The 24403-nt window shown below is 65.5% G+C and carries 20 protein-coding genes; 3 read left to right on the forward strand and 17 right to left on the reverse strand.

Going from position 1 to position 24403, the window contains the following annotated elements; translation table 11 throughout:
- Positions 1–74 precede the first annotated feature (74 nt).
- A complete protein-coding gene (locus H4W26_RS06190; RefSeq protein WP_192591228.1) occupies positions 75–1145 on the reverse strand; it encodes an ABC transporter substrate-binding protein in 1071 nt (356 codons plus the stop codon).
- Here H4W26_RS06190 and add point away from each other — a divergent pair.
- Positions 1136–2413, forward strand: a complete 1278-nt coding sequence (add, locus tag H4W26_RS06195; protein ID WP_192591229.1) for an adenosine deaminase — start codon at positions 1136–1138, stop codon at positions 2411–2413. The two genes, H4W26_RS06190 and add, sit on opposite strands and share 10 nt — an antisense overlap.
- Positions 2414–2426: 13 nt before the next feature.
- Here the strand turns inward: add and H4W26_RS06200 are convergent, their stop codons facing one another.
- The 8 genes from H4W26_RS06200 to H4W26_RS06235 all read right to left on the reverse strand — a co-directional run bounded on the left by H4W26_RS06200 (position 2427) and on the right by H4W26_RS06235 (position 11909).
- The gene (locus tag H4W26_RS06200; RefSeq protein WP_192591230.1) at positions 2427–3551 is read right to left on the reverse strand and encodes an acyl-CoA dehydrogenase family protein; all 1125 of its coding nucleotides are present in this window, start codon (positions 3549–3551) and stop codon (positions 2427–2429) included.
- Positions 3552–3592: 41 nt separating this feature from the next.
- Positions 3593–5386: an adenine deaminase C-terminal domain-containing protein gene (locus H4W26_RS06205; RefSeq protein WP_192591231.1), complete on the reverse strand. Its 1794-nt coding sequence runs from the start codon at positions 5384–5386 to the stop codon at positions 3593–3595.
- The gene (locus H4W26_RS06210) at positions 5387–6163 is read right to left on the reverse strand and encodes an ABC transporter permease (protein ID WP_192591232.1); all 777 of its coding nucleotides are present in this window, start codon (positions 6161–6163) and stop codon (positions 5387–5389) included. It lies immediately after the preceding gene.
- 14 nt (positions 6164–6177) lie between these two features.
- A complete protein-coding gene (locus H4W26_RS06215; protein WP_225939617.1) occupies positions 6178–6939 on the reverse strand; it encodes an ABC transporter permease in 762 nt (253 codons plus the stop codon).
- 104 nt (positions 6940–7043) lie between these two features.
- The gene (locus H4W26_RS06220) at positions 7044–7832 is read right to left on the reverse strand and encodes an ABC transporter ATP-binding protein (RefSeq protein WP_192592049.1); all 789 of its coding nucleotides are present in this window, start codon (positions 7830–7832) and stop codon (positions 7044–7046) included.
- 81 nt (positions 7833–7913) lie between these two features.
- Positions 7914–8990, reverse strand: a complete 1077-nt coding sequence (locus H4W26_RS06225; protein ID WP_192591234.1) for an ABC transporter substrate-binding protein — start codon at positions 8988–8990, stop codon at positions 7914–7916.
- A 46-nt stretch (positions 8991–9036) separates the two neighbouring features.
- A complete protein-coding gene (locus tag H4W26_RS06230) occupies positions 9037–10410 on the reverse strand; it encodes an amidohydrolase (protein ID WP_225939618.1) in 1374 nt (457 codons plus the stop codon).
- 89 nt (positions 10411–10499) lie between these two features.
- Positions 10500–11909 (reverse strand): amidohydrolase family protein, encoded by a 1410-nt coding sequence (locus H4W26_RS06235; RefSeq protein WP_192591236.1) that lies wholly within the window; start codon positions 11907–11909, stop codon positions 10500–10502.
- Between the two features lie 178 nt (positions 11910–12087).
- Here H4W26_RS06235 and H4W26_RS06240 point away from each other — a divergent pair, with 178 nt between their 5' ends.
- Positions 12088–13122 (forward strand): XdhC family protein, encoded by a 1035-nt coding sequence (locus tag H4W26_RS06240; protein ID WP_192591237.1) that lies wholly within the window; start codon positions 12088–12090, stop codon positions 13120–13122.
- Positions 13123–13125: 3 nt separating this feature from the next.
- Positions 13126–17076: a molybdopterin cofactor-binding domain-containing protein gene (locus H4W26_RS06245; RefSeq protein WP_192591238.1), complete on the forward strand. Its 3951-nt coding sequence runs from the start codon at positions 13126–13128 to the stop codon at positions 17074–17076.
- Here the strand turns inward: H4W26_RS06245 and H4W26_RS06250 are convergent.
- From H4W26_RS06250 to H4W26_RS06285, 8 genes are all read right to left on the reverse strand, one after another.
- Positions 17052–17684 (reverse strand): nucleotidyltransferase family protein, encoded by a 633-nt coding sequence (locus H4W26_RS06250; RefSeq protein ID WP_318779787.1) that lies wholly within the window; start codon positions 17682–17684, stop codon positions 17052–17054. The genes H4W26_RS06245 and H4W26_RS06250 overlap by 25 nt on opposite strands.
- 12 nt (positions 17685–17696) lie before the next feature.
- Positions 17697–17969, reverse strand: a complete 273-nt coding sequence (locus tag H4W26_RS06255) for a helix-turn-helix domain-containing protein (RefSeq protein WP_192591240.1) — start codon at positions 17967–17969, stop codon at positions 17697–17699.
- A 5-nt stretch (positions 17970–17974) separates the two neighbouring features.
- Entirely contained in the window at positions 17975–19408 is a 1434-nt protein-coding gene (allB, locus tag H4W26_RS06260; protein ID WP_318779788.1) for an allantoinase AllB, read from the reverse strand.
- Between the two features lie 158 nt (positions 19409–19566).
- Positions 19567–20493: a factor-independent urate hydroxylase gene (pucL, locus tag H4W26_RS06265; protein WP_192591241.1), complete on the reverse strand. Its 927-nt coding sequence runs from the start codon at positions 20491–20493 to the stop codon at positions 19567–19569.
- Between the two features lie 44 nt (positions 20494–20537).
- Complete coding sequence (gene uraH / locus H4W26_RS06270) at positions 20538–20864, reverse strand: hydroxyisourate hydrolase (RefSeq protein ID WP_192591242.1); 327 nt, start codon at positions 20862–20864, stop codon at positions 20538–20540.
- A 43-nt stretch (positions 20865–20907) separates the two neighbouring features.
- Positions 20908–21795, reverse strand: a complete 888-nt coding sequence (locus tag H4W26_RS06275; protein WP_192591243.1) for a MurR/RpiR family transcriptional regulator — start codon at positions 21793–21795, stop codon at positions 20908–20910.
- On the reverse strand, positions 21792–23060 hold the full coding sequence (locus H4W26_RS06280; protein WP_225939619.1) for an allantoate amidohydrolase: 1269 nt from the start codon (positions 23058–23060) through the stop codon (positions 21792–21794). The genes H4W26_RS06275 and H4W26_RS06280 overlap by 4 nt, the downstream gene beginning before the upstream one ends.
- Positions 23057–24352 (reverse strand): pyridoxal-phosphate-dependent aminotransferase family protein, encoded by a 1296-nt coding sequence (locus tag H4W26_RS06285; protein ID WP_192591244.1) that lies wholly within the window; start codon positions 24350–24352, stop codon positions 23057–23059. Before H4W26_RS06285 ends, H4W26_RS06280 begins: the two co-directional genes overlap by 4 nt.
- Positions 24353–24403 lie beyond the last annotated feature (51 nt).

The following is a 24403-nucleotide window of genomic DNA, read 5'->3' on the forward strand; positions in this document are numbered from 1 at the left end:
CGTCACCGTCAGACGGGCGGGTGGGGGCTTCCCCGGTCGGGTGACCGGGAAAAGCTATTTCCTGTACCAGTCGATCAGTACTCGATGAGGTCCGGGTTCTCTTCGTAGACCTCGTTGATGAGCGTCATGTCAAAGATGTCGTCCGGGAGCTCGTAACCCACCGCTCCGACAGCCTCAAGGGTGTCGTCTATGGCGTCATCGCTCATCGTGAGCAGGCCGTTCTCATCGGTCCAGTCGTTGGTCATGAGTTCCATCTGACGCTCGGCCGTAAGCTGCTGATGCTCCGGGTCCAGACCTTGATCGGCGCCGTGATCCTCCACGGTCATTTCCACTCCGGCTTCCGGATCATTCAATGCCTCCTGCCAACCGCGAATGGTCGCTTCCAGGAAGGCCTTCAACTCATCGCGGTTCTCCTCGATGTTCTCCTCAGTGGTGACGATGGAGCCCGCGGCAAACGGCAGACCGTGATCGGCAAGCATCATATTCACAACCTCTGCGCCTTCAAGCTCGATCGCAGTTGCCTGATTTGTTGCGAATCCGATGGAGGCATCGAATTCACCGGTCAGCAGTCCTCCGGCGTCCCCCTGAATCGAGACGACTTCGACATCTTCCTCGTCGATGTCATTGACCTCCAGGAAGGCATAGAAGGCCGGCTCATTGCCGGGAGCGACGCCGACGGTCATGCCCTCCAGATCGGCCGGCTCCTCGGCAGGGTTGTCTGCGAGGGAGAATATCGAGAAGGCGTTCTGCTGAAAGACCGACCCGATGATCTTGACCGGTGCGTCTTCGCCCTCGGCTTCGATCAAGGAGGCAGTGTCGATGGGGTTGGACATCGCGGCGAGGTTGTCGCCGGTGACGAGTTGAGTTGCAGCAGGGGTGGCCGAGGGACCGCCGGAGATCAGATTGACGGACTCGAAGCCGGCGTCTTCGTAGTAGCCGCTGTCTTCGGCGAAATACATGCCTGCGAACTCCCAGGTCTTGACCCAGGAGAGGGGGATCTCCAGCGCTCCATAGCTCGCTTGGCCCGCGGCTCCGTCTTCACTGTCCGCTGCGGCCTCATCGCCCGAACAGGATGTCAGCAGGAGCACGCCCAGGGCGGCCAGACCGGTGAGGCTGTATCGGTGGGAACGGGTGCGTGTATGCATTGGGCTACTCCTCATCAGTGATCCCCCATGTGGGAATACCCACACTCTATGAAACGAATATTTCACCCACTTCGCTCTCCTGTTACACGCGGGTAAAAGGCGCGACGGGGCGAAGACGTAATATCTGGGTAACAGTGCTCTGCGTAGAGTTTGGACCCCAAGAAACACTCGTTTCTACCTCACTGGCACTGAAAAGAGGTCTTCTCGTGACCGCTCTGCGCACCTACCTGCAGCTTCTTCCGAAGGCAGAGCTGCACTGCCATTTCGTCTCGACGATGCGCCCAGAGACGCTCCTGGAGCTTTGCCAGGCCCATGGGGTGCCACTGAGGACTCTCGATCTCGATCAGCTCTTCGACTATTCGGGCCTTGCCGATTTCCTCGATGTCTTCAACGCTGCTCACCTTGCTCTGACCACTCCTGAGGAGATTTCGCGGATTGCCTATGAAGGAGCCCAAGACGCGGTGTCCAAGGCAAATCTGCGCTACCGCGAGTACTTCGTGAATCCCGACAACTTTGTACGGGGTGCATTTGGTCGCCCAGGACCGGCGATGGACTATCCCACTGTCATTGATGCCATGATCAGCGGCCTGAGCGCCGCCGAACGTGATTTCGGTGTCGGGTTCGGAATCGTCATCGGGATCAACCGCTCGCTCCCTGCTCATGCCGCCGTGGACCTGGTGCGCACAGTCGTGGAACATCCCAGGAAGGAGGTGCTGGGAATCGGACAGGATGATCTGACGCCGGAGAAGTCTGAGGATCCGCTGCGTTTCGCCGAAGCGTACCGACTTGCACGCGAGTCGGGGCTTCGTTGCACCGCTCATGTGGGAGAGACCATGGAAGCCTCACCAAGTGATGTGGTCACCGCCGCCATCGAGCTTCGGCTTGATCGGATCGATCATGGTTATCGAGTGATCGATGACCCCGAGTCGCTGGCTGCAATCAAGGCCACTGGGCTGAGCTTCACCTGCACGCCCCATTCCACTGTGATGCTCTCGGGCTGGGAGCTCACTCCCGAGCACAGGATCGCTCGCATGATTCGCGCTGGTCTGCCGGTCACGCTGGCCACTGACGACGCGGTGTTCTTCAAGACGGATCTGGCCCGTGAATACGTGGAGGCATTACCCGCCATGGGCATCACCGAGCAGGAGGCGACTGAGATCGCCCGGCGAGGCTTTGAAGTGTCATGGTGTCCAGAGCAGCAGAGAAATCGTCTACTCGCGGATTTCGACGGCGCAGCTCTGGCCCTGCGACATGCACTGCTCTCCTGAGGGGAAGGTCAGGTCAGAGTTCTGCGCTCAGCATCCATCCGCCGACGAGTTCGCTGGCGAAGGGCGCTGAGTAGGCCATGATCGCGCCTGCCTGGGCGTCCCGGAAGATGCGCTGCACGGGTGAACGCATGAGATACCCCGTACCCCCGCAGACCTTGACCGCGAGCGCGGCCGCATCCTTTGCCACGTCGTTCGCGAGGAGCTTCGACTCAGTCGCGGCCGCGGTTCCCTGAGCTGATCCGGCGTCAGCAAGCCACATCGTCCGTTCGGCCATCAATCGCGCCGCCTCTACGCGCGCCCAGATGAGGCCCGTCTCGGAGCGGACCCAGCCGGCATCGGCGAGCACTGCTCCTTCCGGAGAGCGGCGGGAGACTGCATGAGCCTCAAGGGCGTCGAGCGCCGACTCGGCGATTCCCACGGAGATGAAGGCGAAGGCCGCTGTGATGAGGTTCGTGTAGCTGGACAACGGCGGACCACAGCGTCGACTCTCGAGCAGCTTCGTGTTGGTGAACACGATGCTCCGACTGCGGGTGGCTCGCATTCCCGCGGTTTCGTCGATCGGTGGAAAGCTCAGCGTCTGATCAACTGTCACGCCGAAGAAGGCAGGTTCGCCCTCGACCCGAGCCCCGAGGAGGAGATGGTCTGCAACTTCGGATCCCGATACGAACATCTTGCGCCCGGAGAAGGACCACCCGGTCTCCATGGGCTCGGCGTCCTGCTGTGAGTTCAGGAAGTAGTTGCCTCCTGCCGGTTCCGAGAGTGCGTTGGCAAAGCGGTCACCGTTGATGAGCCGCGCGGCGAAGTGCGCCGCCACGTCCGGCTCGGACTGCGTGATCAGGGCATGAACAGCTCCGATGTGCATCAGCCACAAGGTGGCGACCGCAGGGTGTGAACGGGCGAGCGTCCGCACAACCTGACCCAGGGTGGCGTAGGAGAGCGCCTCTCCTCCACACTTGGACGGAAGCATGGCCCGATCAAGCCCTGAGCGGGAGAGTGCCTCGAGGTGTTCACGCGGCAGCCGTGCCTCTGCGTCGTCGGTCTCGGCGGTCGAACCGAAGGTCTGCGCGAGCTCCTCTATCGTCTGGATCCAATGTTCTTCGGCCGGGGGCACCCCGGCCGGTGAAGCTCGCCTAAACATCGTCATCATCCTTCAAAGATGCACTTCTGGGTCAGGAGTGGTCAGTCGTGGCCGCAGGACTCACTGAGTCCGGGAAGCAGGACGTCGATGAATTCCTGTGCGGGGGTGTCGATCAAACCCCATTCCGTGATGCCGTAGTCGGGCACCACATAGAGGCCGACGAAAGACAGGATGATGAACGGGGAAGCCATTGGGCAGCCGAGTGCCGCAGCTGCCTGGTGTGCCCGCTCTAGCCTCGAGGCGGTCTCCTCGAAGCTGACCGCGCTCATCATGCCGCCTACAGGTAGCGGCACAGTGGCGGTGACCTCCCCGTGGGCCACCGTGGCGTAACCGCCACCCATAGCGCGCAGGGCTTCGACGGCGAGCAGCATGGATTCATCGTCGACGCCCACCACCGCGATGTTCATGTTGGGGCAGTTCATGCTGATCGCGAGGGCCCCGTGGGTCAGCCCGAATCCACGGACGAAGCCGATACCGGTGTCTGCTGTGCCATGGTGACGGTCCACCACTGCAATCTTGAGCACATCCTGATCAGGATCAGCCTGGACGTGTCCTTGCTGAACCGGCAGCTCTGCAGTGAAGGCCTGTTTGAAATAGCCGTTGTACATCTCCATGGCGCGCACCCGCACCTGCCCGCGCCGGGTGCGTGCGCCGAGCACGAACATCTCAGGATCGAGGCTCTCGGGAAGCCGAATCGTGTCTGCAGTCCAGGCTGGCAGCTCGTCGGAGTTCTCGAAGAGGGCAGAGCCGTCGCGCGCCACCACCGCTCCACCGGCGAGCACCACGGACGGCAGCGCCTCACGGAGGTCAGGAATGATCTGCAGATCTGCGAGACGCGACGGCGCCACGACACCGAGTATCTGGTCCAGACGGTAGTAGTGCGCCGGGTGCATCGTCGCCATGCGGTACGCCATGAGGGGATCAATTCCGGCGTCCATGGCCTGCCGCAGATGGTGATCGATATGGCCCTCTCGGGAAAGGTCCAGCACGTGCTTGTCGTCGGCGCAGAAGCACAGGTTCTCCAGTGCCGGCTCCAAGCCTTCGAGGTCGGCGAAGATCTTTGTGGTGTTATCGGCCAGCGATGATGCCATCACCGTGATCATGGCACCAAGCCGCGTCCTCTCGAGCACTTCCGCCAACGTGGAGGAGTTGTGGTCATCACTGACCCCGGCAGCCAGGTAACCCCAGAGTGACTCGTGCGTCTGCGCGGCGGTATGTCCGGTGATACGCCTTCCAGCGGCGAGAGCGGCACGAAACCGGGCCGTGGATACTTCGCCGTAGTCGAAAGGGTTGCCCTCGCCAAGGGTAAGTGTCGAGTCCTGGTGAAGACGGCCGTGCACCTCCTCTTCGGGGATCACCGCTCCTCCGCGTTCGAGCAGGTGAGAGGCAGGCGTCGTGGGTGATACCTGTTGAAAGATCCGAAGCGGCGTGTCGGTGTGCAGCAGAAAGTCCATTCCTGCGGTTCCCCAGACGTTCGCCGCTCCGTTGGGGTCGGTCAGCACCGTCCCCGTTCCCCTGGCAAGGCTCAGACGAGCCAGTTCACCAGGAGTCAGGTTCGTGTATTCGATGTGCAGGTGTGCGTCGATGTAGGTGGGCACCACATGCTGACCGTGCGCCGAGAGCTCCTGGCCGGCCGTCGAGAAGTGGTCCCAGGGCGTGAGCGCGGCGATATGGCGACCCGCGATGACGACGTCGCACTGCAGCCATTCTTTGGTGCCCGGTGAAAGCACCAGGCCTCCGCGGATGATCACGTCTGGGGTCCGTCTCCCCGCGGCCACCTCCCGCAGGATCGCCAGCTCCTCCGAACTCGGATAAAGGGAGTCCTTCTCACTCATCTACGCGTCCAGTCCCATCCCGGTCCGGCGAGCCACCACGCGTTCCACAACACCAATGACCGAATACAGCAGCAGCGAGGCGAGAGTCACAACCAGCACCGAGGCCCATAGCCTGTCGTACTCGGTGTTCGCGATGGCTTGGAAGATGCCATACCCGATGCCGTCCCCGGTCGCCAGCCATTCCGCCAGCAGAGCTCCCGTGAGCGCGCCGGGGATGGAGACGCGGGTGGCGGTGAAGAAGGACGGAACGGAAGCTGGCATCGCCACTTTGCGCAGCACGGTGGCCGGTCCTCCGCCATACACCTGGACGACTTCGGACATCGCCGGAGAGGTCGAACGCAGCCCCTCGACAATGGTGACCAGTGCCGGGAAGATGACAACGATCGTGCCCATTGCCGCCACGGACAGCCAGTCGCGGCCGAAGATGAGGACAATGATTGGAGCCATAGCAACCAGCGGCACTGAACGGCAGATCATCGCGAGCGGCATCATGGCGGCCTCGAAACCCTTGAAGAGCTGGAACAACATTGCCACCACGAGGGCCACCAAGAGCCCGGCGGTGAAGCCGATGAGCGTATCCGCCATGGTGACCTGGAAGTCTGACCAGACCAGTGCGAGGTTCTCGGCAGCGGTTTCTTCTACGAAGAGGTACTCGTAGACGTCCAACGGACCCTTGCCGATGATGCCCGAGACGTCGAAGAATGCAAGCAAGCCCACCCACGCGATGAGTATCAGCCCCAGCGAGAGCACGAGACTTGCCACTGGCCTGACTGTCATGAGGATCTTCTGCATCATGACCCCTTTCCTGCCCATGGAGCCACGAAGCGACCTGCGAGAGCGATGACGGCGTAGGCGGCACCCGCCACTAGCACCGCGACTAGGGCGAGCGCCCAGAGTCGTTCGACGTTGAGCGTCTCTTGCGCGCTGACCATCGCTGGCCCGAGGCCACTGTCGACGCCGCCGACGAACTCACCGAGGATGGCGCCCAAGACGGCTGCCGGGGCGGCGATCTTCAGCGCGGTGAAGATATAAGGCACTGCCGTGATCAGCTGAACCTTGAGCAGTTGGTGAAAGCGATTGCCCCCTGCGACGGCGATGACGTCGAGGCCCGAGGGGTCGGCTGCCTTCAGCCCCTGGATGGTCGTCACCACGGTCACGAAGAACACGGACAGGCCCGCGAGCACTGCAGCCGTCATCGAGGGCTCCCCACTCAGCGGTGGTCCAGCAACAGCGAAGATCACCGGGCCGATGGCGATCAGGGGGAGGCAATAGGTGATGACCGCCATCTGTGTGGCGAGACGCTCGAGCCAGGGTGCGAGCAGGACGAGGCTCGCCGTTGCTACTGCCAGAGCATTGCCGACGGCGAAGCCGATTCCGGCCTCGGCCAGAGTCACTGAGGCATTGCGCCAGTAGAAGGAGAATCCATCGGTCGCGAGCTGCTGAAGCACCTCGGGCGGAGTGGGGACCGCTGAGACGTTCCCGCCTGCGCCGCGTCCAACGAGGTTCAGAGCGCCGACGACCCACCAGACCGCCAGAACGACGAGCAGTCCCATGGCACCGGGAGCCCACCGTGGGAGTGTGAAGGTGGACCGCCGACCAGTCTCTGAACTGACTCCTGAAGCAGCTCTTCGCCCGGGCACCACCACTGAACCGAGACTCATGAGGCACCACTTTGCCCCGGCTGCCCGAAGAGCAGATCCGAAGCATGGTCCACCAGAGCGTGGAACTCTGGGGTGCGCTGCATCTCGGGCGTGCGTGGACGCGGAAGGTCCACTTCAAAGACTTCTAGGATGCGCCCGGGGCGAGCACTCATGACCGCAACGACATCTGAGAGGAAGATCGCTTCGGCGATGCCGTGGGTGACCATCAGCGTCGTCGCAGGCTTCTCGGTCCAGATTCTCAGGAGCTCCATGTTCAATCGCTGCCTGGTCATGTCGTCCAGCGCACCGAAGGGCTCATCGAGAAGCAGCACCGAAGGTTTCACGACCAGGGCTCGCGCAATCGACACTCTTTGGCGCATACCGCCGGACAGCTGAGCAGGCCGTGCCTTCTCGAACCCTTTGAGCCCGACCAGATCGACCAGGCCTTGGATCAACCCGGGCTCGGGCTTGATCCCTGCCACTTCCAGGGGCAGCCGGATATTGGAGACCACACTTCTCCAGGGCAGCAGAGCCGAGTCCTGGAAGGCGATTCCCAGGTGGTTGCCCGCGCGGAGCTCGGCGGGCGACTGTCCATCCATCCGAAGTTCGCCTGAGCTCGGCTCCTCGAGGCCCGCGAGCATCCGAAGGATCGTGGATTTTCCACAGCCGGATGGTCCGAGCAGTGAGAGGAAGGTCCCCCGCCCGGTGGCAAGGTTCACGTCCTCCAAAGCGGTGACCTGCTTCGACCCTGAACCGAAGATCTTACTCAGTCCGCTGAGGCTGATGCCGTCCCCGGTGAAGTGCATGCTGTCGGTGTCCGCAACGGGGTTGTGGAGGCTGGTCTCTGCTATCACGTCGTTCTCCTTGCTGGTTCTCGCTCAGGATCTTCACGGAAGAGGATGTTCGATGAGATCGGGGTTCTCTTCGTAGATCTCCTCGAGAAGACTGAGATCGAATAGATCCTCGGGCACGTCGTAGCCCACTGCTTCCACGGCGTCGAGAGTGTCGGAGATGGCATCGTCTGACATCGTGAAGAGGCCGTTTTCCTGGGTCCACTCGGAGGTGATGAGTTCGGCCTGGGTCTCAGCGGTCCGCAGCTGGTGGTCGTAGTCGAGGTTCTGGTCTGCCGCGTGGTCTTCGACGGTGGTCCGTGCCGCTTCTTCAGGATCTGCGAGCGCATCCTGCCACCCTCGGATGGAAGCCTCCAGGAACGCCTTGAGCTCCTCCCGGTTCTCTTCTATGTTCTCCTCAGTGGCCACCAGCGAACCACCCGAGAAGGGCAGTCCGTGATCCACGAACATCATGGATTCGACGTCGTAGCCAGCCATCTCGATGCTGATCAGCTCATTGGTGGCGAAGCCGAAGTAGGCGTCGATCTCACCGTTGAGGAAGGGCTGCGTATCGGCCTGGATGGAAGCCACCTCCACTTCGCCTTCGAGGTCGTTGGCCGCGAGGAAGGCGTTGAAGACCGGCTCATTCGCCGGTGGAACACCGACGCTCATACCGATGAGGTCATCCGGCTCTGTGGCCGGATTGTCACTCATGGTGACGACGGTGTAGGGAATGTCCTGGAAGACAGAACCGATGATCTTCAGCGGTGCGTCCTCACCCTCTGCTTCGATGGTCGAAGCAACCAGCAGCGGGTTCGACCATCCGACCAGGCCCGCGCCGGAAGCCACCTGCACGGTGGACGGTGTTGCTGATGGTCCGCCGGGGATCAGGTTGACCGATTCGAATCCGTTCTCCTCGTAGTACCCGTTGTCGATGGCTTCATAGAGGCCGACGAATTCCGCAGTGTGCAACCAGGACAGCGGCACGTCGATCGAACCGTAGTTGGCATCTTCGGACGCTTCGTCCTCGGCGGCGGCGCCTCCGCCGCAGGCCGACAGGGCAAGCAGTCCAAGGCTGAGTGTTCCGACTGTGAGGCTGCGGGCCCATGGGGTGTTTTTGCGAAGTGTGCTCATTGGTCTCTCCTAGGTGTCAGTGACATGTTGGGTGCAAGATCCGGGTTCAAATCCGGGCGGCGGTGTCTTCAGACCCTCGTGCGGTGATTGCTGCCGCTTCTCCGGCTTCCACTGCAGCGAGGTACTGGCTGCGGCGTTCAAAGAGACCGGGAACGGCCCGGCGTGCTGCGTTGATGAGTTCTGGCAGTTCGGCACTCAGAAGCTCACCGTCTCTGGTGATGACCTGGCCGTCGACCATGGTGAGGCTGACGTCGCTGCCACGGACGGCATGGACAAGGTTGTGGTGGATATTTGCGTAGCGTCCCTCTGAGAGCAGCGGCGTCATGCGTGGGGTGTCGGTACGCACCGCGATGAGATCCGCCTGTTTGCCGACTTCGACCGAACCGATGCGGTGGTCAAGACCCAGGGCACGAGCTCCACCTATAGTTGCCATGGTCAGCACCTCCCAGGAATCCATCGCTGCTGCGTCCATGCTGCGGAGCTTTCCCAGCAGAGAGGAGACCTTCATCTCCTCGAACATGTCCAGGTTGTTGTTCTCTTTTTCCCCATCCGTGCCGATGCCCACAGGGATGCCTGCGGCGAGCATGTCGGCCACGGGCGCCATCCCGCTGGCGAGCTTCATGTTGCTCACCGGGTTGTGAGCCACCCCGGCCTTCTGCGTGGCCATATAGGCGATCTCGGACTCGTCCAACCACACTGCGTGCGCCAGGACAGTGCGCGGCACGTCGAAGAAACCGAGATCCTTCAACGCATGCACCGGTCGCTTGCCATACCGAGCGTGGAACTCGGTGACGTCCAGCTGAGATTCACTGCAGTGGGTGTATAGACCGGTCTCGTATTTCTGCGCCAGCTCCACTGCACGGGCGAGCCCGGCATCGTCGGCATAGAAGGGGTGTTCCAACCCGACCCAAGGGATGATTCGTCCGTCTCCGCGGCCTGCACCGGGGCCCCAGGTCTTGAGCATTCGTTCGTTGTCATCGAGGGTGTCGAAGTAGTCGTGCTCAGGGTGCTCCCCGACATAGTTCACCGTCACGAGGCGGTTACCGAGCTGCTCCGCGGCCTCAGCACAACCGTCCATGTAGCGCCACATATCAACAGTGGTGGTCGTCCCGGCGAGAAGCCCCTCTGCGTAACAGAGATACGCAGCCGTCTGGGCTTCATCCGCGCGCAGAACCCGGTGCATGGGGTCGATGTGCACACGGAGCCACTCCCAGACAGGCAGATGCTCTGCCGTACCACGAAGGATCCCAGAATGGTGATGGGTGTTGACCAACCCTGGCATGAGGACCTGATCATCGAGACGAACCTCGGTGACACCGGGCTTCTCGGCGCGGAGCTGTTCCACCGGCCCCACCGCGGCAATGACGCTGTCCTCGACAAGAACAGCATGCCCGGTGAGGACCCCCAGAGGAGAGGTCATGGGAACGAGGAGATCCGGAATGTAGAGGGTCGATGTCATGAGAGCCTTTCAGCTGCTGCGTGGTGCTGCGGTGGACGTGGAGTGCAAGATCAATCGAGGCCCTGCATTGTGCGCGCGGCGGCGCGATGGCGCGGAAGGATGTCTTCGAGACCGGAGAGCTTCAACTCACCGGATTCAATGAGTGCCCTTCCAGCCACAAAGCTGTGCCAGGCACGGGCAGGTCCGGAGCGCAGCCATGCCTCGACGGGGTCTGTGAAGGCCCCGGTCTGAGACAGCGGGGCTGATTCCCACATCACCAGGTCCGCACATGCCCCGGGACGCAGATGCCCGATCTCGTCAGCCCAGCCGAGATTCGCCGCACTGCCCAGGGTCGCCATGTTCAACGCTTCCCGCGCGGAGAAAGCGGCAGGTCCTCCGCGGTGTCGAGCGAGTAGCAGGGCTCCGCGAGTCTCCATCCATAGGTTGGCCGAATCGGCTGAGGCGGAGCCATCGCAGCCGATTCCCACCGACATGCCCATCGATCGCAGCGCTTTTGCGTCGGCCGCGTCTCCGCAGATGATCATGTTCGAACTCGGGCACTGGGTCGCGCTGACGCCGGCTGCAGCCAGACGGCGATTCTCTTCCTCATTGCCGTAGACATAGTGGGCCACCCAGGAACGCGGCGTGGCCCAGCCGACGTCTTCGAAGTACTCCACCGGGCGTCGCCCGTAGACCTCGAGCGCATAGGTGTCCTCGTCCTTGTCCTCGGCGAGGTGGGTGTGCAGGCGGACGTCGTGCTTCTCGGCGAGCTCTGCCGTGGTGCGCATGATCGACTCACTCACTGAGAACATCGAACACGGTGCCAGTGCCACCCGGGTCATCGCCCCGGGAGTGGGGTCGTGGAAGGCCTCGATGAGCCGCTCCGAGTCAGCAAGGATCGTGTCTTCGTCCTGCACGACCTCTTTGGGCGGCAGCCCGCCGTCCTCCACGGAGCGGGTCATCGAGCCGCGGTTGGCCATGAACCGGAAGCCGATCTCGGTGGTGGCCTTGACCTGTGCATCGATCAGGTTGGGCTTGGGGTGGACGTACATATGGTCTGAGGAGGTGGTGCAGCCACCCAGCAGCAGCTCGGCGCAGGCCACATAGGTGGAGAGGTAGGTAGATTCCTCGTCGAGTGCTGCCCAGCGGGGATAGAGCGTGGTCAGCCACTGGAAGAGGCTCCCGTTGATGGCCGGCGCGAAGGCACGGGTGAGGTTCTGGTACATGTGATGGTGAGTGTTCACCAGTCCCGGGGTCACGAGCCGGCCGCCGGCGTCGATCACGCGATCCGCCGAGGGCGCGGGCTGCGCACTCGGCCCCGCACTGTGGACTCGTCCGGCAGCCAGTGCGATCCATCCACCGTCGATCTCGCGCCCGGCTTCCAAGGCCTTTTGCTGCGCGGAGGCACCCTCGCCGGAGGCTTCCAGCACGATATAGGCGTTGGTGATCAGCGTGTCGACGCGCAGTGTGGCGGGGGGCATCCGTCCTCCTGAAGTAGATTGCCCCCAACCTATGAAACAGATGTTTCTTCCTTCACTCGACTCGGTTACGGATATGTAAATGCCGGAGCGCGTAACGGCGCTGTAACCCGCGCTTGCCTAAGCTGGAGCACGATTCCCGCTCATGGCCGCAGCGCCGCGCACTCCCGGAGGAGGCACCATGCTCGACCGCATCACCTCCTACAGCTCCTGCCTCGAGGACCCCGAACACTGGGCGATAGCAACAATCGTTTCGGTGCATGGATCCTCGCCCAGCCCGGTGGGCACCTCGATGGCGGTCTCCACCGATCTGGAGATCATCGGCTCCCTCTCCGGGGGCTGCGTGGAGTCCTCGGTGGCCGCCTCCGCCCAGGACGCGATCGCCGCGGGGACCATCAGCAGGGAATCCTTCGGGCCCGATGGCACCCCGTTCGGTCAGGCAGGTCTCGGCATCGCGCTGACCTGTGGCGGTGAGATCGAGGTGCTCATCCAGCCTCTTGTCACCGCCGAGCTGAAGACGCTGCGCGAGCTCGCGAGCAGAGACCCGCACCTCCCGGCGGAGCTGACCCGCACGGTCACCGACCACGCAGGCGCCCGACTGCACGTCCACGAACAGCGCGCCGGCGCGCCCCGACTCATTCTCAGCGGAGTCCATGACTTCTCCGTCCAGCTGGCTCAGCTTGCGCTGCAGATCGGCTGGAACGTCCACCTGGTGGAGATCCGTCCCGCTTTCGGGACCGCCGCACGGGTCCCCGCCGGGGCGCAGCTGCACGTGGGGCATCCCGGCACGGTCATCGCCGAGCTGCTGGAGGACCAGTCCGCGGCCTGGACCGGTGTGGTCGTGATGACCCATCACCCAGATCTCGACGTGCCGGTGCTGCACGCAGCGCTGAGCCGGACGATCCGGACCGAACGTGCCGACGACGACGCAGCCCGATGCTTCATCGGAGCGATGGGTTCGCGCAGCTCCGCAGCACGCCGGGACGCCGCACTGCTCGCCATGGGCCACGGCGAAGCGGCGCGGAAGCGCGTCATCTCCCCACTGGGTCTGGACCTGGGCGCCGAGACACCTGCGGAGGCCGCCGTCTCGATGCTCGCGGAGCTCCTCGCAGCCAAGAACGCCCAGACCAGTGCGCAGCCGCTGCATCTGCGGGACGGACCGATCAATGCGTCACGCCCGCGCAGCATCAGCATCTTCAGAGAAATGGCAGTGTGAGACGTGGACATCATCAGTGTTGAGACGACCCTGAGCACCGCGGATCCTGACGACTTCGGGCCCGGGGATTCCTGGCTTGCCGGTGGCACGGTGCTCTACTCCTACGGCTATGACTTCACGAACCCTGCACCGCGCAGGCTTCTGGACATCACTGCTGCCGGATGGGCGCCTCTGACCTGGCACGAGCAGGAATCCGGTCACGGGTGGACGGGCTTGGAGATCGCCGCCACGACGACCATCGCGCAGTTCCACGCCGCCCCCACCTCACTGGGCGGGACCGGCGCTGCGGGCCTGCCCGGCATCGAACTCATGGAGGCTGCCGCGGAGTGTTTCGTGGCCCCCTGGAAGGTGTGGAACAGCTCCACGGTGGGCGGCAATGTCGCCACCGCCCTGCCGGCGGGACCGATGACCTCCTGGCTCTCCGCCATGGACGCCCAGGCAGTGATCCTGTCTCCCGGAGGAACCCGACGCACCGCGCTCGTCTCAGATCTGGTGCTCGGCACGGGGTCCACCGGATTGGAGGCCGGCGAACTGATCCGCGCCTTCTTCGTGTCCGCCAGTGCGCTGGCGCGTCCCACCCTGATGGTGCGGGAATCGCTGACCCGGTACGGCCGGTCTGCCGCACTGCTGCTCGCCTCCCCCGCCCCCCGCAGGGCTGAAGGCGTCGAGCAGCTGCGTCTCACCATCACCGCGAGCACTGTGCACCCGGTGATCTTGCAGCTCCCCCGCGACGTGGTGTTGGCGGGTGGCGTGGCGGCCGCCGTGCGCGCAGGGGTCCCTGAATCTGCGTGGAATGACGACGTCCATGGCGACCGTGAGTGGCGCATCGAGGTCACCATCCGGCTCGCGCAGGAGCTGGCGGAAGCGATCTTCAACCAGGAGCACACCTCCCCCATCTCGCCGCAGGGTGGAGAGACGTCCCCAGCGGTGTTCCCCGAACCGACGCCGCTGAGCACGCATGCTCCGGCCGCCGAGCCCGCCCAGCCAGCCCAGCCAGCCCACCCAGCCCAGGTCACGGTGGACGGCAGGGACATGGTCCTGGACGCCGATCCCGGTCAGTGTCTGCGCACCTGGCTGCGGGACACCGGCGCGGCCGGGGTCAAGCGCGGCTGCGACGCCGGGGACTGCGGGGCCTGCACCGTGCACCTCGCCCAGCCCGGGCAGAAGCCGACCGCCGTGCACAGCTGCATCGTCCCGGCGCAGCGCGCCGCGGGAACTGCGGTCACCACCGTACAGGGGCTGAGCCCTGACGCCACCGCCCAGGTTCTCTCCTCCCAGCAGGACGGGGCACCCCATGATCATGAAGCCCTCGCGGCGGCGCTGCATCCGTCCCAGCGGGACTTCCTCGACTCCCACGGATTCCAGTGCGGCTACTGCACCGCTGGCTTCCTGATGACCGCCACCGCCGAGAGCCCCTACTCACCTGATCGGAGCAGTGCAGACACGCTCGAGCCTGGGACCGAGACAGACGCCGGGTCGACTCCGGACGCCGAGGACCGCGAGCACGCAGATGACCCCGCCACGCTTCGACGGTTCAAGGGCAACCTCTGCCGCTGCACCGGCTACTGCTCGATCAAGGACGCGCTCACACAGACCCCACGGGTCAGCGCCGAATCAGGACCCGGGAAGAGCCCAGTCCCACCGGCCGGACCCGCGGTGGTCACCGGCACCGCCGCATACACCTTTGACCAAGCCGGCGAGCGCCCGCCGGAGGATCCGCTGCACATCGTGGTGGTGCGGTCCCCGCATGCCCACGCACGGATCACGCACATCGACGCGAGCGCCGCCCTGGCCTCGCCCGGGGTGATCGCGGTGCTCACCCACGAGGACGCCCCCGAAGAGCTCTATTCCACCGCCCAGCATGAGCTGGTGGAGGATGACCCCGCGGACACCCGGGTGCTCGATGACGTGGTCCGCCACGTGGGGCAGCGAGTCGCCGTCGTCGTCGGGGAATCTCGCCGTCACGCCGAGCGCGCCGCGAAGCTGGTGCAGGTGGATTATGAGCAGCTCCCGGCCGTGCTGGATCCGCGCACCGCACAGCACGAAGGTGCCGCCGCGGTCCACGCCGGGAAGGACTCGGCCACGCACCGGATCCTGGCCCCGGAGAGGAACCTGATCGCCGTCGCCTCCAGCTCTCACGGCCAGGCCGAGCGCCAGCTCGCCTCGCTGCAGCCATCGGACAGCGCGGCACCCTCCATGGGCGAGACGGGCACCTCCTACACCGGCAGCTTCGAGACCCATCGCACGTCGCATGTGGCGCTGGAGACCCACGGCTGCCTGGGCTGGATCGACGAGCTGGGCCGGTTCACGCTGCGCTCCTCCACACAGGTGCCCTTCCTGGTGCGGCGCACGCTGTGCCGGATCTTCGGGCTCGCGCCGGAGGCCGTGCGCGTCTTCGCTCCGCGGGTGGGCGGCGGCTTCGGGTCCAAGCAGGAGGTGCTCACCGAGGACCTGGTGCTGCTGGTGCTGCGCACGCTGCACGAGCGTGGAATCGACCGGCCGGTGCAGCTGGAGCTCACTCGCTCGGAGGCCTTCGCCGCGACCACGACGCGTCACCCCTATCTGATCGATGTCTCGGTGGGGGCCGACGCCTCGGGAGCCCTGCAGTCCATGCAGCTTCAGGTGCTCTCCGATACCGGGGCCTACGGCAATCATGGCCCGGGGGTGATGTTCCACAGCGTGACCGAGTCGATGCAGCTCTATTCGACCCCGCATAAGCAGGTCCACGCCGAGGTGGTCTACACGAACAATCCCCCGGCGGGGGCATTCCGCGGCTACGGGCTGAGCCAGACCCTCTTCGCCGTGGACTCGGCGATGGACGAGCTGGCCCGCCGGCTGGGGCGGGATCCGCTGAGCTTCAAGGCGGCGAACATCATCACCCAGGGTGAGACCCTCTTCGGCGCAGAACACGATGATGTGCTGGTGGAGGTGGACGGGCTGCAGCAGTGCCTGAAGATCATCGGAGAGGAGCTGCGCACCGGCGTGCTGACCGCCGCGGAGCTCGCGCAGTGTGAGCGTCTCCTCACCGAGGAGCGTCACGGCGGACTCGGAGCCGAAACGGCGCCTGGTCTTCCGCTCGGAGACTGGGCGGTGGGCACCGGCACCGCGGTCGCGATGATCGACACCGTGCCGCCCAACGGCCACCATTCCCACGCCACCGTCACCGCGCTCGGCTCCGGGCGCTACCAGCTGAAGGTGGGCACCGCAGAGTTCGGCAACGGCACCTCCACCGTGCACCGCCAGGTGGTGGCTGAGGTGCTGGGCACCACCCCGGAGAAGATCCAGCTGGTTCAGGCCGATACGGACGCCGTGCGCTTCGACACCGGCGCCTTTGGCTCCACGGGCATCACGGTAGGGGTCAAGGCAGCTCATGCCGCCGCGGAGGATCTGCTCGAGAAGCTCTCGGCCAATCCTGAAGCGGACCCCGCCGGGCTCACCGGCGAGGGCACCTGGGCGGGCACCCCCCGTTCGGTGTCGTTCAACGTGCACGGCTTCCGGATCGCAGTGGACCGGCGCAGCGGCACCCTGCGCATCCTGCAGTCGGTGCAGGCCGCCGACGCCGGGGTGGTGCTGAATGAGGCGCAGTGCCGCGGACAGGTCGAGGGCGGTGTGGCCCAGGCGCTGGGGGCGGCGATGTTCGAGGAGCTCGAGATCGACCAGCACGGTGCCGTCACCACCGACATCCTGCGCAATTACCACATCCCGCAGATGGCTGATCTGCCGCGCACCGAGGTCCATTTCGCCCAGACCCGCGATCCCATCGGACCTCTGGGCGCGAAGTCCATGTCCGAGGCTCCCTTCAACCCCGTGGCACCGGCCCTGGGCAATGCGATTCGCGACGCCGTCGGGATCCGGATGACGCGCACACCGTTCCGCAAGGATCGGATCGCGGCGGCCCTGCGTAAGGACGAGCTCAGCGGGGCGGCAGATCAGTCGGAGATCTCCGGAGCCTGAGCGGCGCGCCAGCGCAGCAGGTCCTCAGGCGTGTCGATGTCGGCATCCTCGGCGCTCCCGGTGAGGTCGACGGTGTCCAGCAGCTCGGGATGCGCGCGCAGGTATGGTCGAGCTCCCTCGTCGTCCTGGGCCACGGCGGCAGCATCGAAGGCGGCGCGAAGGTCGAGGACCACAGGGTGCGTGGGGCGGCCCCGCACTGAGCCGCGCGCGATGCGACCGGGCCGGTGCGCGTCGAGGACCATGCGCAGAGCCTCGGCGCCGATGCCAGGCTGGTCCACCAGGACGACGGCGACCCGGTCGGCTCCGCGGTCATGGGCGCCCTGGACGCCGGCGCGGAAGGAGGCCGAGAGCCCCTGCCGCCAGGTCGGGCAGATCACGATCTCCGCTCCCGCCAGCGCCGTCGCTTCGTCCAGCGCAGCCGTTTCATCCAATACAGCCCGCACCTGTTCGGCCCGATGACCCAGCACCAGCAACGGAACGGTGCCCGCGTCCGCCGCCGCCTGCACAGCGTGTTGCACCAGCGTTCTGCCGTCTCTGCTCACCAGGGCCTTGCCCCGAGAACCGAGCCTGCTCCCCTCGCCCGCGGCCAGGATCACCGTCACTGTCACGGGCATTCTCGCTCAAGCCCGCTCGCTGGCGGCTTGGCCCAGCGCGATGAGCTTCTCTCCCAGGCCGTAGCTGCGGTCGGCCAGCTGGCGCACATAGCCTTTGGCGATCATGGTGCGCAGCAGCCGGTGGGCGGTCGGGGCCGGAAGGTGAGTCTGTTCGGCGAGTTCGCTGAGACTCAGCTGGCCACCGTGGGCACCGATGGCTTCGAGGATGTCGAGCGCCCGATCCACCGATTGCACTTTTCGCGGTCCTTCGGACACGGCCTGCTCCTTGTCATCGGTCATGCGGATCAGCGCTTCATCGCGCTGAGCACAGGGTGGCCGGCGCCGCGGAGGAACTGTCCCACAGGGGCCAGCGCCGTGGTCGTGTCGCGCGGGGTGAACAGCTCGACGCCGCGCAGCACAGCTCCGACCACGGTGCCGGTGATCTCGAAGTGCTCATAGGCAGAGATCGGATTCTTGTGCGCCAGTCCCATGGCGGAGACCACGTTGGTCTCCAGCGGGTCGTAGATCACCAGGTCGGCGTCCTTGCCCGGGGCGATGGTTCCCTTGCGGGTCAGCCCGGCCAGGGTGGAGGTGTTCTGGGCCATCCACCTGCTGACCTGCTCGAGTCCGATCCCGCGCAGCCGAGCTTCATGGGCCACGGCGGAGAATCCCACCTGAAGCCCGGAGATCCCTCCCCAGGCCTGCTGGAGGTCGGGGGCTCCCCGGTGCTTCTCCTCGATGGTGGAGGGTGAATGATCGCTGACCACCGCGTCGATGAGGCCATCACGCAGGCCCTGCCAGAGCGCCTCACGGTTGCCGGTGTCGCGGATCGGCGGGCAGCACTTGAACTCAGCGGCCCCGTCCGGGATCGAATCGGCGTCGAAGCAGAGGTAGTGGGGGCAGGTCTCCACGGTGAGCGGCAGACCTTCGGCGCGGGCCGCGGCGATGATGTCCAGCGCCCGGGCGGAGGCCAGGTGAAGGATGTGGGTGCGGCAGCCGGTCTCACGGACCGCTTCGATGAGATCACTGATCGCCGCCACCTCGGAGTCATGCGGGCGGGTGAGCGCCCAGTCCGCGTAGTGGCTGAGCCGGCGGCGTCGTCCAGTGACCTCGGTGGCGCGTTCGATCGTCTCGGCGTCTTCCGCGTGGACGATCACCAGACCGTCGAAGCCGGCCACCTCGGCCATCGCCTCGCGCAGCTGTTCGCCGTTCACCGGTGGGAACTCATCCACCCCCGAGGGCAGCAGGAAGCACTTGAATCCGAAGGCGCCGGCTTCCCAGAGGGGCTTGAGCTGGTCGGTGTTGCCGGGGATGATGCCTCCCCAGAAGCCGACGTCCACGTAGGTCTGGCCCGCGGCCGCCTGCTGCTTGATCCGCAGCGACTCCACATCGACCGTGGGCGGGATGCTGTTCAACGGCATGTCCACCACGGTGGTGACCCCGCCCAGGGCAGCCGCCATGGTGCCGGTGGCGAAGCCCTCCCAGCTGGTGCGGCCGGGCTCGTTGATGTGCACGTGGGTGTCGACGTTGCCGGGGAGCACCTGGTGCGAGGGCCTGATCACGGTCATCCCGGCACCGGCTCCGACGTCGCTGGCCTTGACGATCTCTGCCCGCCGCCGGCCCTCGCCCGGGCTCAGCCGATGGATCCGGGCGATCTCGCCGTCGAGGATCTCCAGGTGCGCGGGAAGGAACTCTCCCCCGAGCAGCACCTGCTCGGCGATGAGGTGTCGCAGCGTCACCGCCGGGGCTCCGCCATCAGACCGGCAGGATCGATCGCCCTGGTGTGCTCGACACTCATGGATTCACCTTCTTCTCAGAACAGCGCTGCGGGGGTCCTTCTACGCTAGGAGAGCGGTGTTAGGGATGTGTTTCCGAGCCATTGCCACCCCGAGAAAGCTCAGGCGAAGCCGCCGATCCATTCCCAGGCCTGTGGGCGCTCGGGGGCGGCCCGGCGCGTGACGGAGGCATTCATCAGACCGTACGGGCGGTCCCCCGCCTGAAAGACCTCATTCGGGTTCTCCAGACCGAAGGGGCTCAGGTCCACCACGTAGTGGTGGTTGTTCGGCATCACGAACCGGATGTCCTCGATCTGCTCCGCCGCACCGAGAACGGCCTCGCCTGCGGCGTAGAGCGTCTGTTGCAGGGACAGCGAGTGGACCAGCGCGAACTGCTCCATCACGATCTGCTTGACCTGCGCGTAGAGAGCGTCGAAATCGACCTCTTGCGCGTCGACGTCGGCGGCGAAGAGCCAGCGCGCGGTGATGTCAGTGGCCATCACCCGGTCCCGAGTCTCCGGCAGCGTGGTGTACCGGTCCTTCGGATAGCCGGAGAACTCACTGCCGGTGGTCTTGAGCACGGTGAGGTCGCTGAAGCCGCCCATCAGGTGCTCGTCACCGTTCTGGATGGTCAGCGCGGCAGTGCGGATCTCCTGCTTGGACTTCACAAAGGAGTGCTCGTGCTCGGTGAGCGTGCCATCGGAGCTTGGGACCTGGATCCGTTCCCAGGGGTAGGACTCCGCGGTCCAGCGGCCCCCGTCGACCTCCGCGTACTCGGTGAAGTGGCGTCCGAGCAGCAGCAGGAACTGCTCCGGGGTGGTGATCCCGTGCTCCTTGGCGAAGGCGTAGACGGTGTTCTTCTGGGTGTCGGTGGCGATGACCCGTGTGTTGTCGCCTTCGGTGTAGCAGTCGGTGAAGTCTCCGCGCAGCATCGAACTCACGTTGAGATCCATCAGCGTATGCACCGGGGTGTCCCGGTTGACCCGGACCACGCGGACCTCGGCCTTCCCATACTGGTTGGGGCCGAGGACGATGTCGGGGCTGCTCATGGGTTCTCCTTCAAGTGCGAATCGGTGGGCGGGAGTGGGGCGGCTCAGCTGCCCCGGTAGGTGCTGTAGGCGAAGGGGCTCAGCAGCAGGGGCACGTGATAGTGCCCCGCGGAAGCTTCCACCGTGAAGGCCAGCGTGACCTCGGGGAAGAAGTGCTCGACCGCGCGGGAGGAGAAGTACTCGGCGGTGCCGAAGACGAGCCGGTAGGCACCGGCGGGGAGCGTCTCTGGTCCCAGCTCCGCGATGCGACCGTCGGCGTCGGTGGTGCCGGAGGCGATCTGCGCTCCCTCGGGCCCCAGCAGCTGCACCGTGATGCCGCGTGCGGGAGTCCCGGTGGTGGTGTCCAGGACGTGGGTGGTGATGAGACTCATCGTGGCTCCTCTGCTGTGTTTCGAGTGCTCGGTGTTCGAAAGCTCAGTGCTCGAGCTCGTCGAGTTCGTCATAGGCCTTCGCAATGGCGGAGATGCGCTTCCGCCCGGCGCCGAGCTGCCGGTTGAGCACCCCGTTGGCGAGCAGGCTGACCAGGGTCATCGCCGCCGCGTAGCTGTCGAACGCGCCTTCAGAGTCGATGGGGCATTCGATCCAGCAGTCGGCCTCCATGGCGTAGTGCCGGGAGGTGCTGTCGCCCAGACAGAGCAGCTGGGCCTCGGAGGAGGCCACCGCACGGACGGCCTTGCCGAAGACCACGGGACGACGGCGGAAGCCCACCGCCACCACCAGATCCCCGGCCCCTATGCCCGCGAGCTCCTCCCCCAGGGTCTGACCGGGCTGAGGTGCGATCCGCACCCTGGGCCGGCTCTGGATGAGCTGCTGGTGCAGGTGCAGCGCCACCGGGTAGCTGTTGCGCAGTCCCAGCAGAATCACCCGTTCGGCGCTCGCGAGCATCTCCACCGCCTGCTGGAGCCTGCCGTCACCCAGGCCTGCGGTCAGCCGAGCAAGGTTCTCGTGGTCCCGCGCCTCGTGACGCTGCATCCCGGTGGAGCCCTCGGTGTCCGCGGAGGTCACCGGCGCAGCCGTGGGGACTCCGCGGCTGCGAAGCGCCCTGGCGTGATCCTTGACCTCGCGGAAGTCCACGAAGTCGAGCTTGCGGAAGAGCCGGGACACCGTGGCCTTCGAGACGCCAGTCTCGCGGCTGATATCGGCCGCGGAGAAGATGGCCAGGTCGCCCAGATGCTCCAGCAGGAAGTCCGCCACCCGCCGCTCCTGCGGCGCCAAGGCTCCGTAGTGCGCGTCGATCCGAGCGTCGATGCGTGTCTCGGGTTCAAGCCGCAGCTGATTCGCGGCGTCCGGTGTCGGGGTCATCGTCTCGCTCGCTCTCCATGCTCACGCGCCAGCACCCAGACAGCTTCTTGAAGCGCCTGCAGCGCCAGCGCCACGTCGGCGGCCAAGACGTTCTCCTCCGGGTGGTGGCTGATCCCATCCTCGCAGCGGGTGAAGAGCATGCCGATCTCGGTCACCGCCGCCATCGCCATGGCATCGTGCCCGGCGCGGGAGTACAGGGTGATCGGGTCGGTGTCCCCCGTCACAGCAACTCCGGCCGCGAGCGCCCGGGTCAGCCTGGGCGAGCAGCTCACGGTGGAGGCGGCGTGGATCTCTTCGACCACCAGCTCCAGGTGACGCTGCGCACAGAATCCGGCCAGCGCGGCGTGGATCTCCTGCCAGGCGGCGTCGCGAAGCGCATCGGATTCGGCGCGCAGGTCCAGGGAGAAGTCGGCCTCTCCGGGCACGACGTTCACCGCTCCGGGACGGGTCTCCAGCTGACCGACCGTGGCGATCACCCCGCGCTCACGACCGATCCGTTCCACGTCCAGCACCGCCTGAGCCGCTCCGACCAGCGCATCTCGGCGGCGTTCATAAGGCGTGCCCCCGGCGTGCCGAGCCTCGCCGAGAATGGCGAGCCGGAAGCGTCGCGCCCCGGCGATGGAGCTGACCAGCCCCAGGGGCCGCTGGTCCGCTTCCAGATAGGGGCCCTGCTCAATATGGGCTTCAAGGTAGCCGACCAGATCCTCAGGTGACCGGGCGGCGTCGTCGATCCGCTCTGGATCCAGCCCGAAGTCCCAGAAGGCCTGGGCCATGCTGATCCCCTCGGCATCCAGGGCCTCCCACCAGGCGGGGTCCCAGGTGCCGGCCATGGCACGCGAGCCCAGCAGGGTTGCGCCGAAGCGCGTGCCCTCCTCATCGGCGTAGGCGATGACCTCCACGGCGAAGGGAAGGTCTCTCGCGTAGGGGGTCAGCAGTCGCGCGGTCTCGATTCCCAGCAGCACGCCCATGATGCCGTCATAGCGCCCGGCGTCCGGAACGGTGTCCAGGTGGGAGGCGATGATCAGCGCAGGCAGGCCGGGCTCGCGCCCCTCCAGCCGAGCACACTGATTGCCCGCGGCGTCCTGCCAGGTCTCCATTCCCACCTCGGCCATCCAGGCGGCAGCGAGCTCATTGTGTCGCTGGTGCTCCTGGGTCAGATAAGCACGCAGGATCCCGGCCGGCAGGGCGCTGATGGCGGCGAGCTCATCGCAGCGAGTCATTATGCGGGCGGCCGCCGCGTCGAAGGTCATGGGGACACCCGTCATGGGGAGACTCCCCTGGACTGCAGGGGGTGAGTGGACTGCAGGGACTGGTCATGCTCTCCGGGCTGCCCGCGATCCGGCTGAGCCTGGTAGATCTCTGCCGCGGCGCCGGCACCGCCGCCCGGGCGGACCTCTGCGCCACCGGCGCGCAACACCTGTTCCAGTGCCGCAAGGGTGAGCATGACGGCGTCCTTGCGGGCGTTGTAGCCCATGGTGCCGATCCGCCAGACCTTGCCGTGCAGCGGTCCGAAGCTGGTGCCGATCTCGATGCCGTAGTCCTGAAGCATCGCGGTCCGCGCGGCGTCGCCGTCGATTCCTGCTGGGATCTCCACCGCGACCACGTTGTTCATCTTGTGCGCGATGTCTCCGAAGACCTGCAGCCCGAGTCCCTGGACTCCTGCCAACATGGCCCGGCCATGGAGCTCATGACGGGCGACGGCGTCGTCGACTCCCTCCTGAAGCAGCAGTCGGGCGCATTCCCGGGCACCGTAGAGCATGGAGGTGGCTTCGGTGTGGTGGTTCAGCCGCTGCGGACCCCAATAGTCCATGATCATGGCCAGATCAAAGTAGTTCGAGGCGATTCTGGTGCCGCGACCCTCGGTGCCGTCGGCGATGCCTGCTTCGACGTGTCGGCGCGAGCGGATGGCCTCCACGGCACGCTCGGAAAGAGTGATGGGCGCCGATCCGGAGGGGCCGCCGAGGCATTTCTGCAGTCCGGCGGTGACCGCGTCGACGTTCCATGCATCCGCCGAGAACTCATTGCCGGCCAGGGAGGCCGTCACGTCGGTGTAGAACAGGACGTCGTGGCGCTGGCAGATCTCACCGATGCCGGCGAGCGGCTGATTCATCGTGGTGGAGGTGTCACCCTGGACCAGGGCGAGCAGCGCTGGCCGCTCCTCGACGATGGCCTGTTCGATCTCCTCCGGCGTGAAGACCTGGCCCCAGGTCTTCTCCCGGACGGCGACCTCAGCGCCGGCGCGCACCGCGATCTCCTTGAGCAGGTGGCCGAACCGTCCGAAGATCGGCACGAGCACCTTGGCGCCGGGTTCGATCAGCGAGATCAGGGCCGCTTCGATGCCTGCCCGGGAGGTGCCGTCCACCAGGAATGTGGCCTCGTTGCTGGTCTTGAAGACTCCGCGGTAAAGCTCCATGACTTCGTTCATATAGCCGGTCATCGCGGGATCGTACTGGCCCACGAGCTGGGCTGACATGGCGCGCAGCACGCGCGGATCGGCGTTGATCGGGCCCGGCCCCATGAGCAGCCGGGGCGGCGGATTGATCTGGCGGGAAGTCATGGTCACCATGCTACTGAAACTATTGTTTCATCTGTGAAACAGGTGCGTATC

Origin of the sequence: Nesterenkonia halotolerans (assembly GCF_014874065.1) — a bacterium.
GTDB classification, from domain to species: domain Bacteria; phylum Actinomycetota; class Actinomycetes; order Actinomycetales; family Micrococcaceae; genus Nesterenkonia; species Nesterenkonia halotolerans.

Bases quoted from the DNA above. Each gene is read 5' to 3' on its own strand.
- H4W26_RS06190 (WP_192591228.1), bottom strand. From the start codon at position 1,145: ATGCATACACGCACCCGTTCCCACCGATACAGCCTCACCGGTCTGGCC.
- H4W26_RS06200 (WP_192591230.1), bottom strand. From the start codon at position 3,551: ATGTTTAGGCGAGCTTCACCGGCCGGGGTGCCCCCGGCCGAAGAACAT.
- H4W26_RS06205 (WP_192591231.1), bottom strand. From the start codon at position 5,386: ATGAGTGAGAAGGACTCCCTTTATCCGAGTTCGGAGGAGCTGGCGATC.
- H4W26_RS06210 (WP_192591232.1), bottom strand. From the start codon at position 6,163: ATGACAGTCAGGCCAGTGGCAAGTCTCGTGCTCTCGCTGGGGCTGATA.
- H4W26_RS06215 (WP_225939617.1), bottom strand. From the start codon at position 6,939: ATGGGACTGCTCGTCGTTCTGGCGGTCTGGTGGGTCGTCGGCGCTCTG.
- H4W26_RS06220 (WP_192592049.1), bottom strand. From the start codon at position 7,832: ATGCACTTCACCGGGGACGGCATCAGCCTCAGCGGACTGAGTAAGATC.
- H4W26_RS06225 (WP_192591234.1), bottom strand. From the start codon at position 8,990: ATGAGCACACTTCGCAAAAACACCCCATGGGCCCGCAGCCTCACAGTC.
- H4W26_RS06230 (WP_225939618.1), bottom strand. From the start codon at position 10,410: ATGACCTCTCCTCTGGGGGTCCTCACCGGGCATGCTGTTCTTGTCGAG.
- H4W26_RS06235 (WP_192591236.1), bottom strand. From the start codon at position 11,909: ATGCCCCCCGCCACACTGCGCGTCGACACGCTGATCACCAACGCCTAT.
- H4W26_RS06240 (WP_192591237.1), top strand. From the start codon at position 12,088: ATGCTCGACCGCATCACCTCCTACAGCTCCTGCCTCGAGGACCCCGAA.
- H4W26_RS06255 (WP_192591240.1), bottom strand. From the start codon at position 17,969: ATGACCGATGACAAGGAGCAGGCCGTGTCCGAAGGACCGCGAAAAGTG.
- pucL (WP_192591241.1), bottom strand. From the start codon at position 20,493: ATGAGCAGCCCCGACATCGTCCTCGGCCCCAACCAGTATGGGAAGGCC.
- uraH (WP_192591242.1), bottom strand. From the start codon at position 20,864: ATGAGTCTCATCACCACCCACGTCCTGGACACCACCACCGGGACTCCC.
- H4W26_RS06275 (WP_192591243.1), bottom strand. From the start codon at position 21,795: ATGACCCCGACACCGGACGCCGCGAATCAGCTGCGGCTTGAACCCGAG.
- H4W26_RS06280 (WP_225939619.1), bottom strand. From the start codon at position 23,060: ATGACGGGTGTCCCCATGACCTTCGACGCGGCGGCCGCCCGCATAATG.
- H4W26_RS06285 (WP_192591244.1), bottom strand. From the start codon at position 24,352: ATGACTTCCCGCCAGATCAATCCGCCGCCCCGGCTGCTCATGGGGCCG.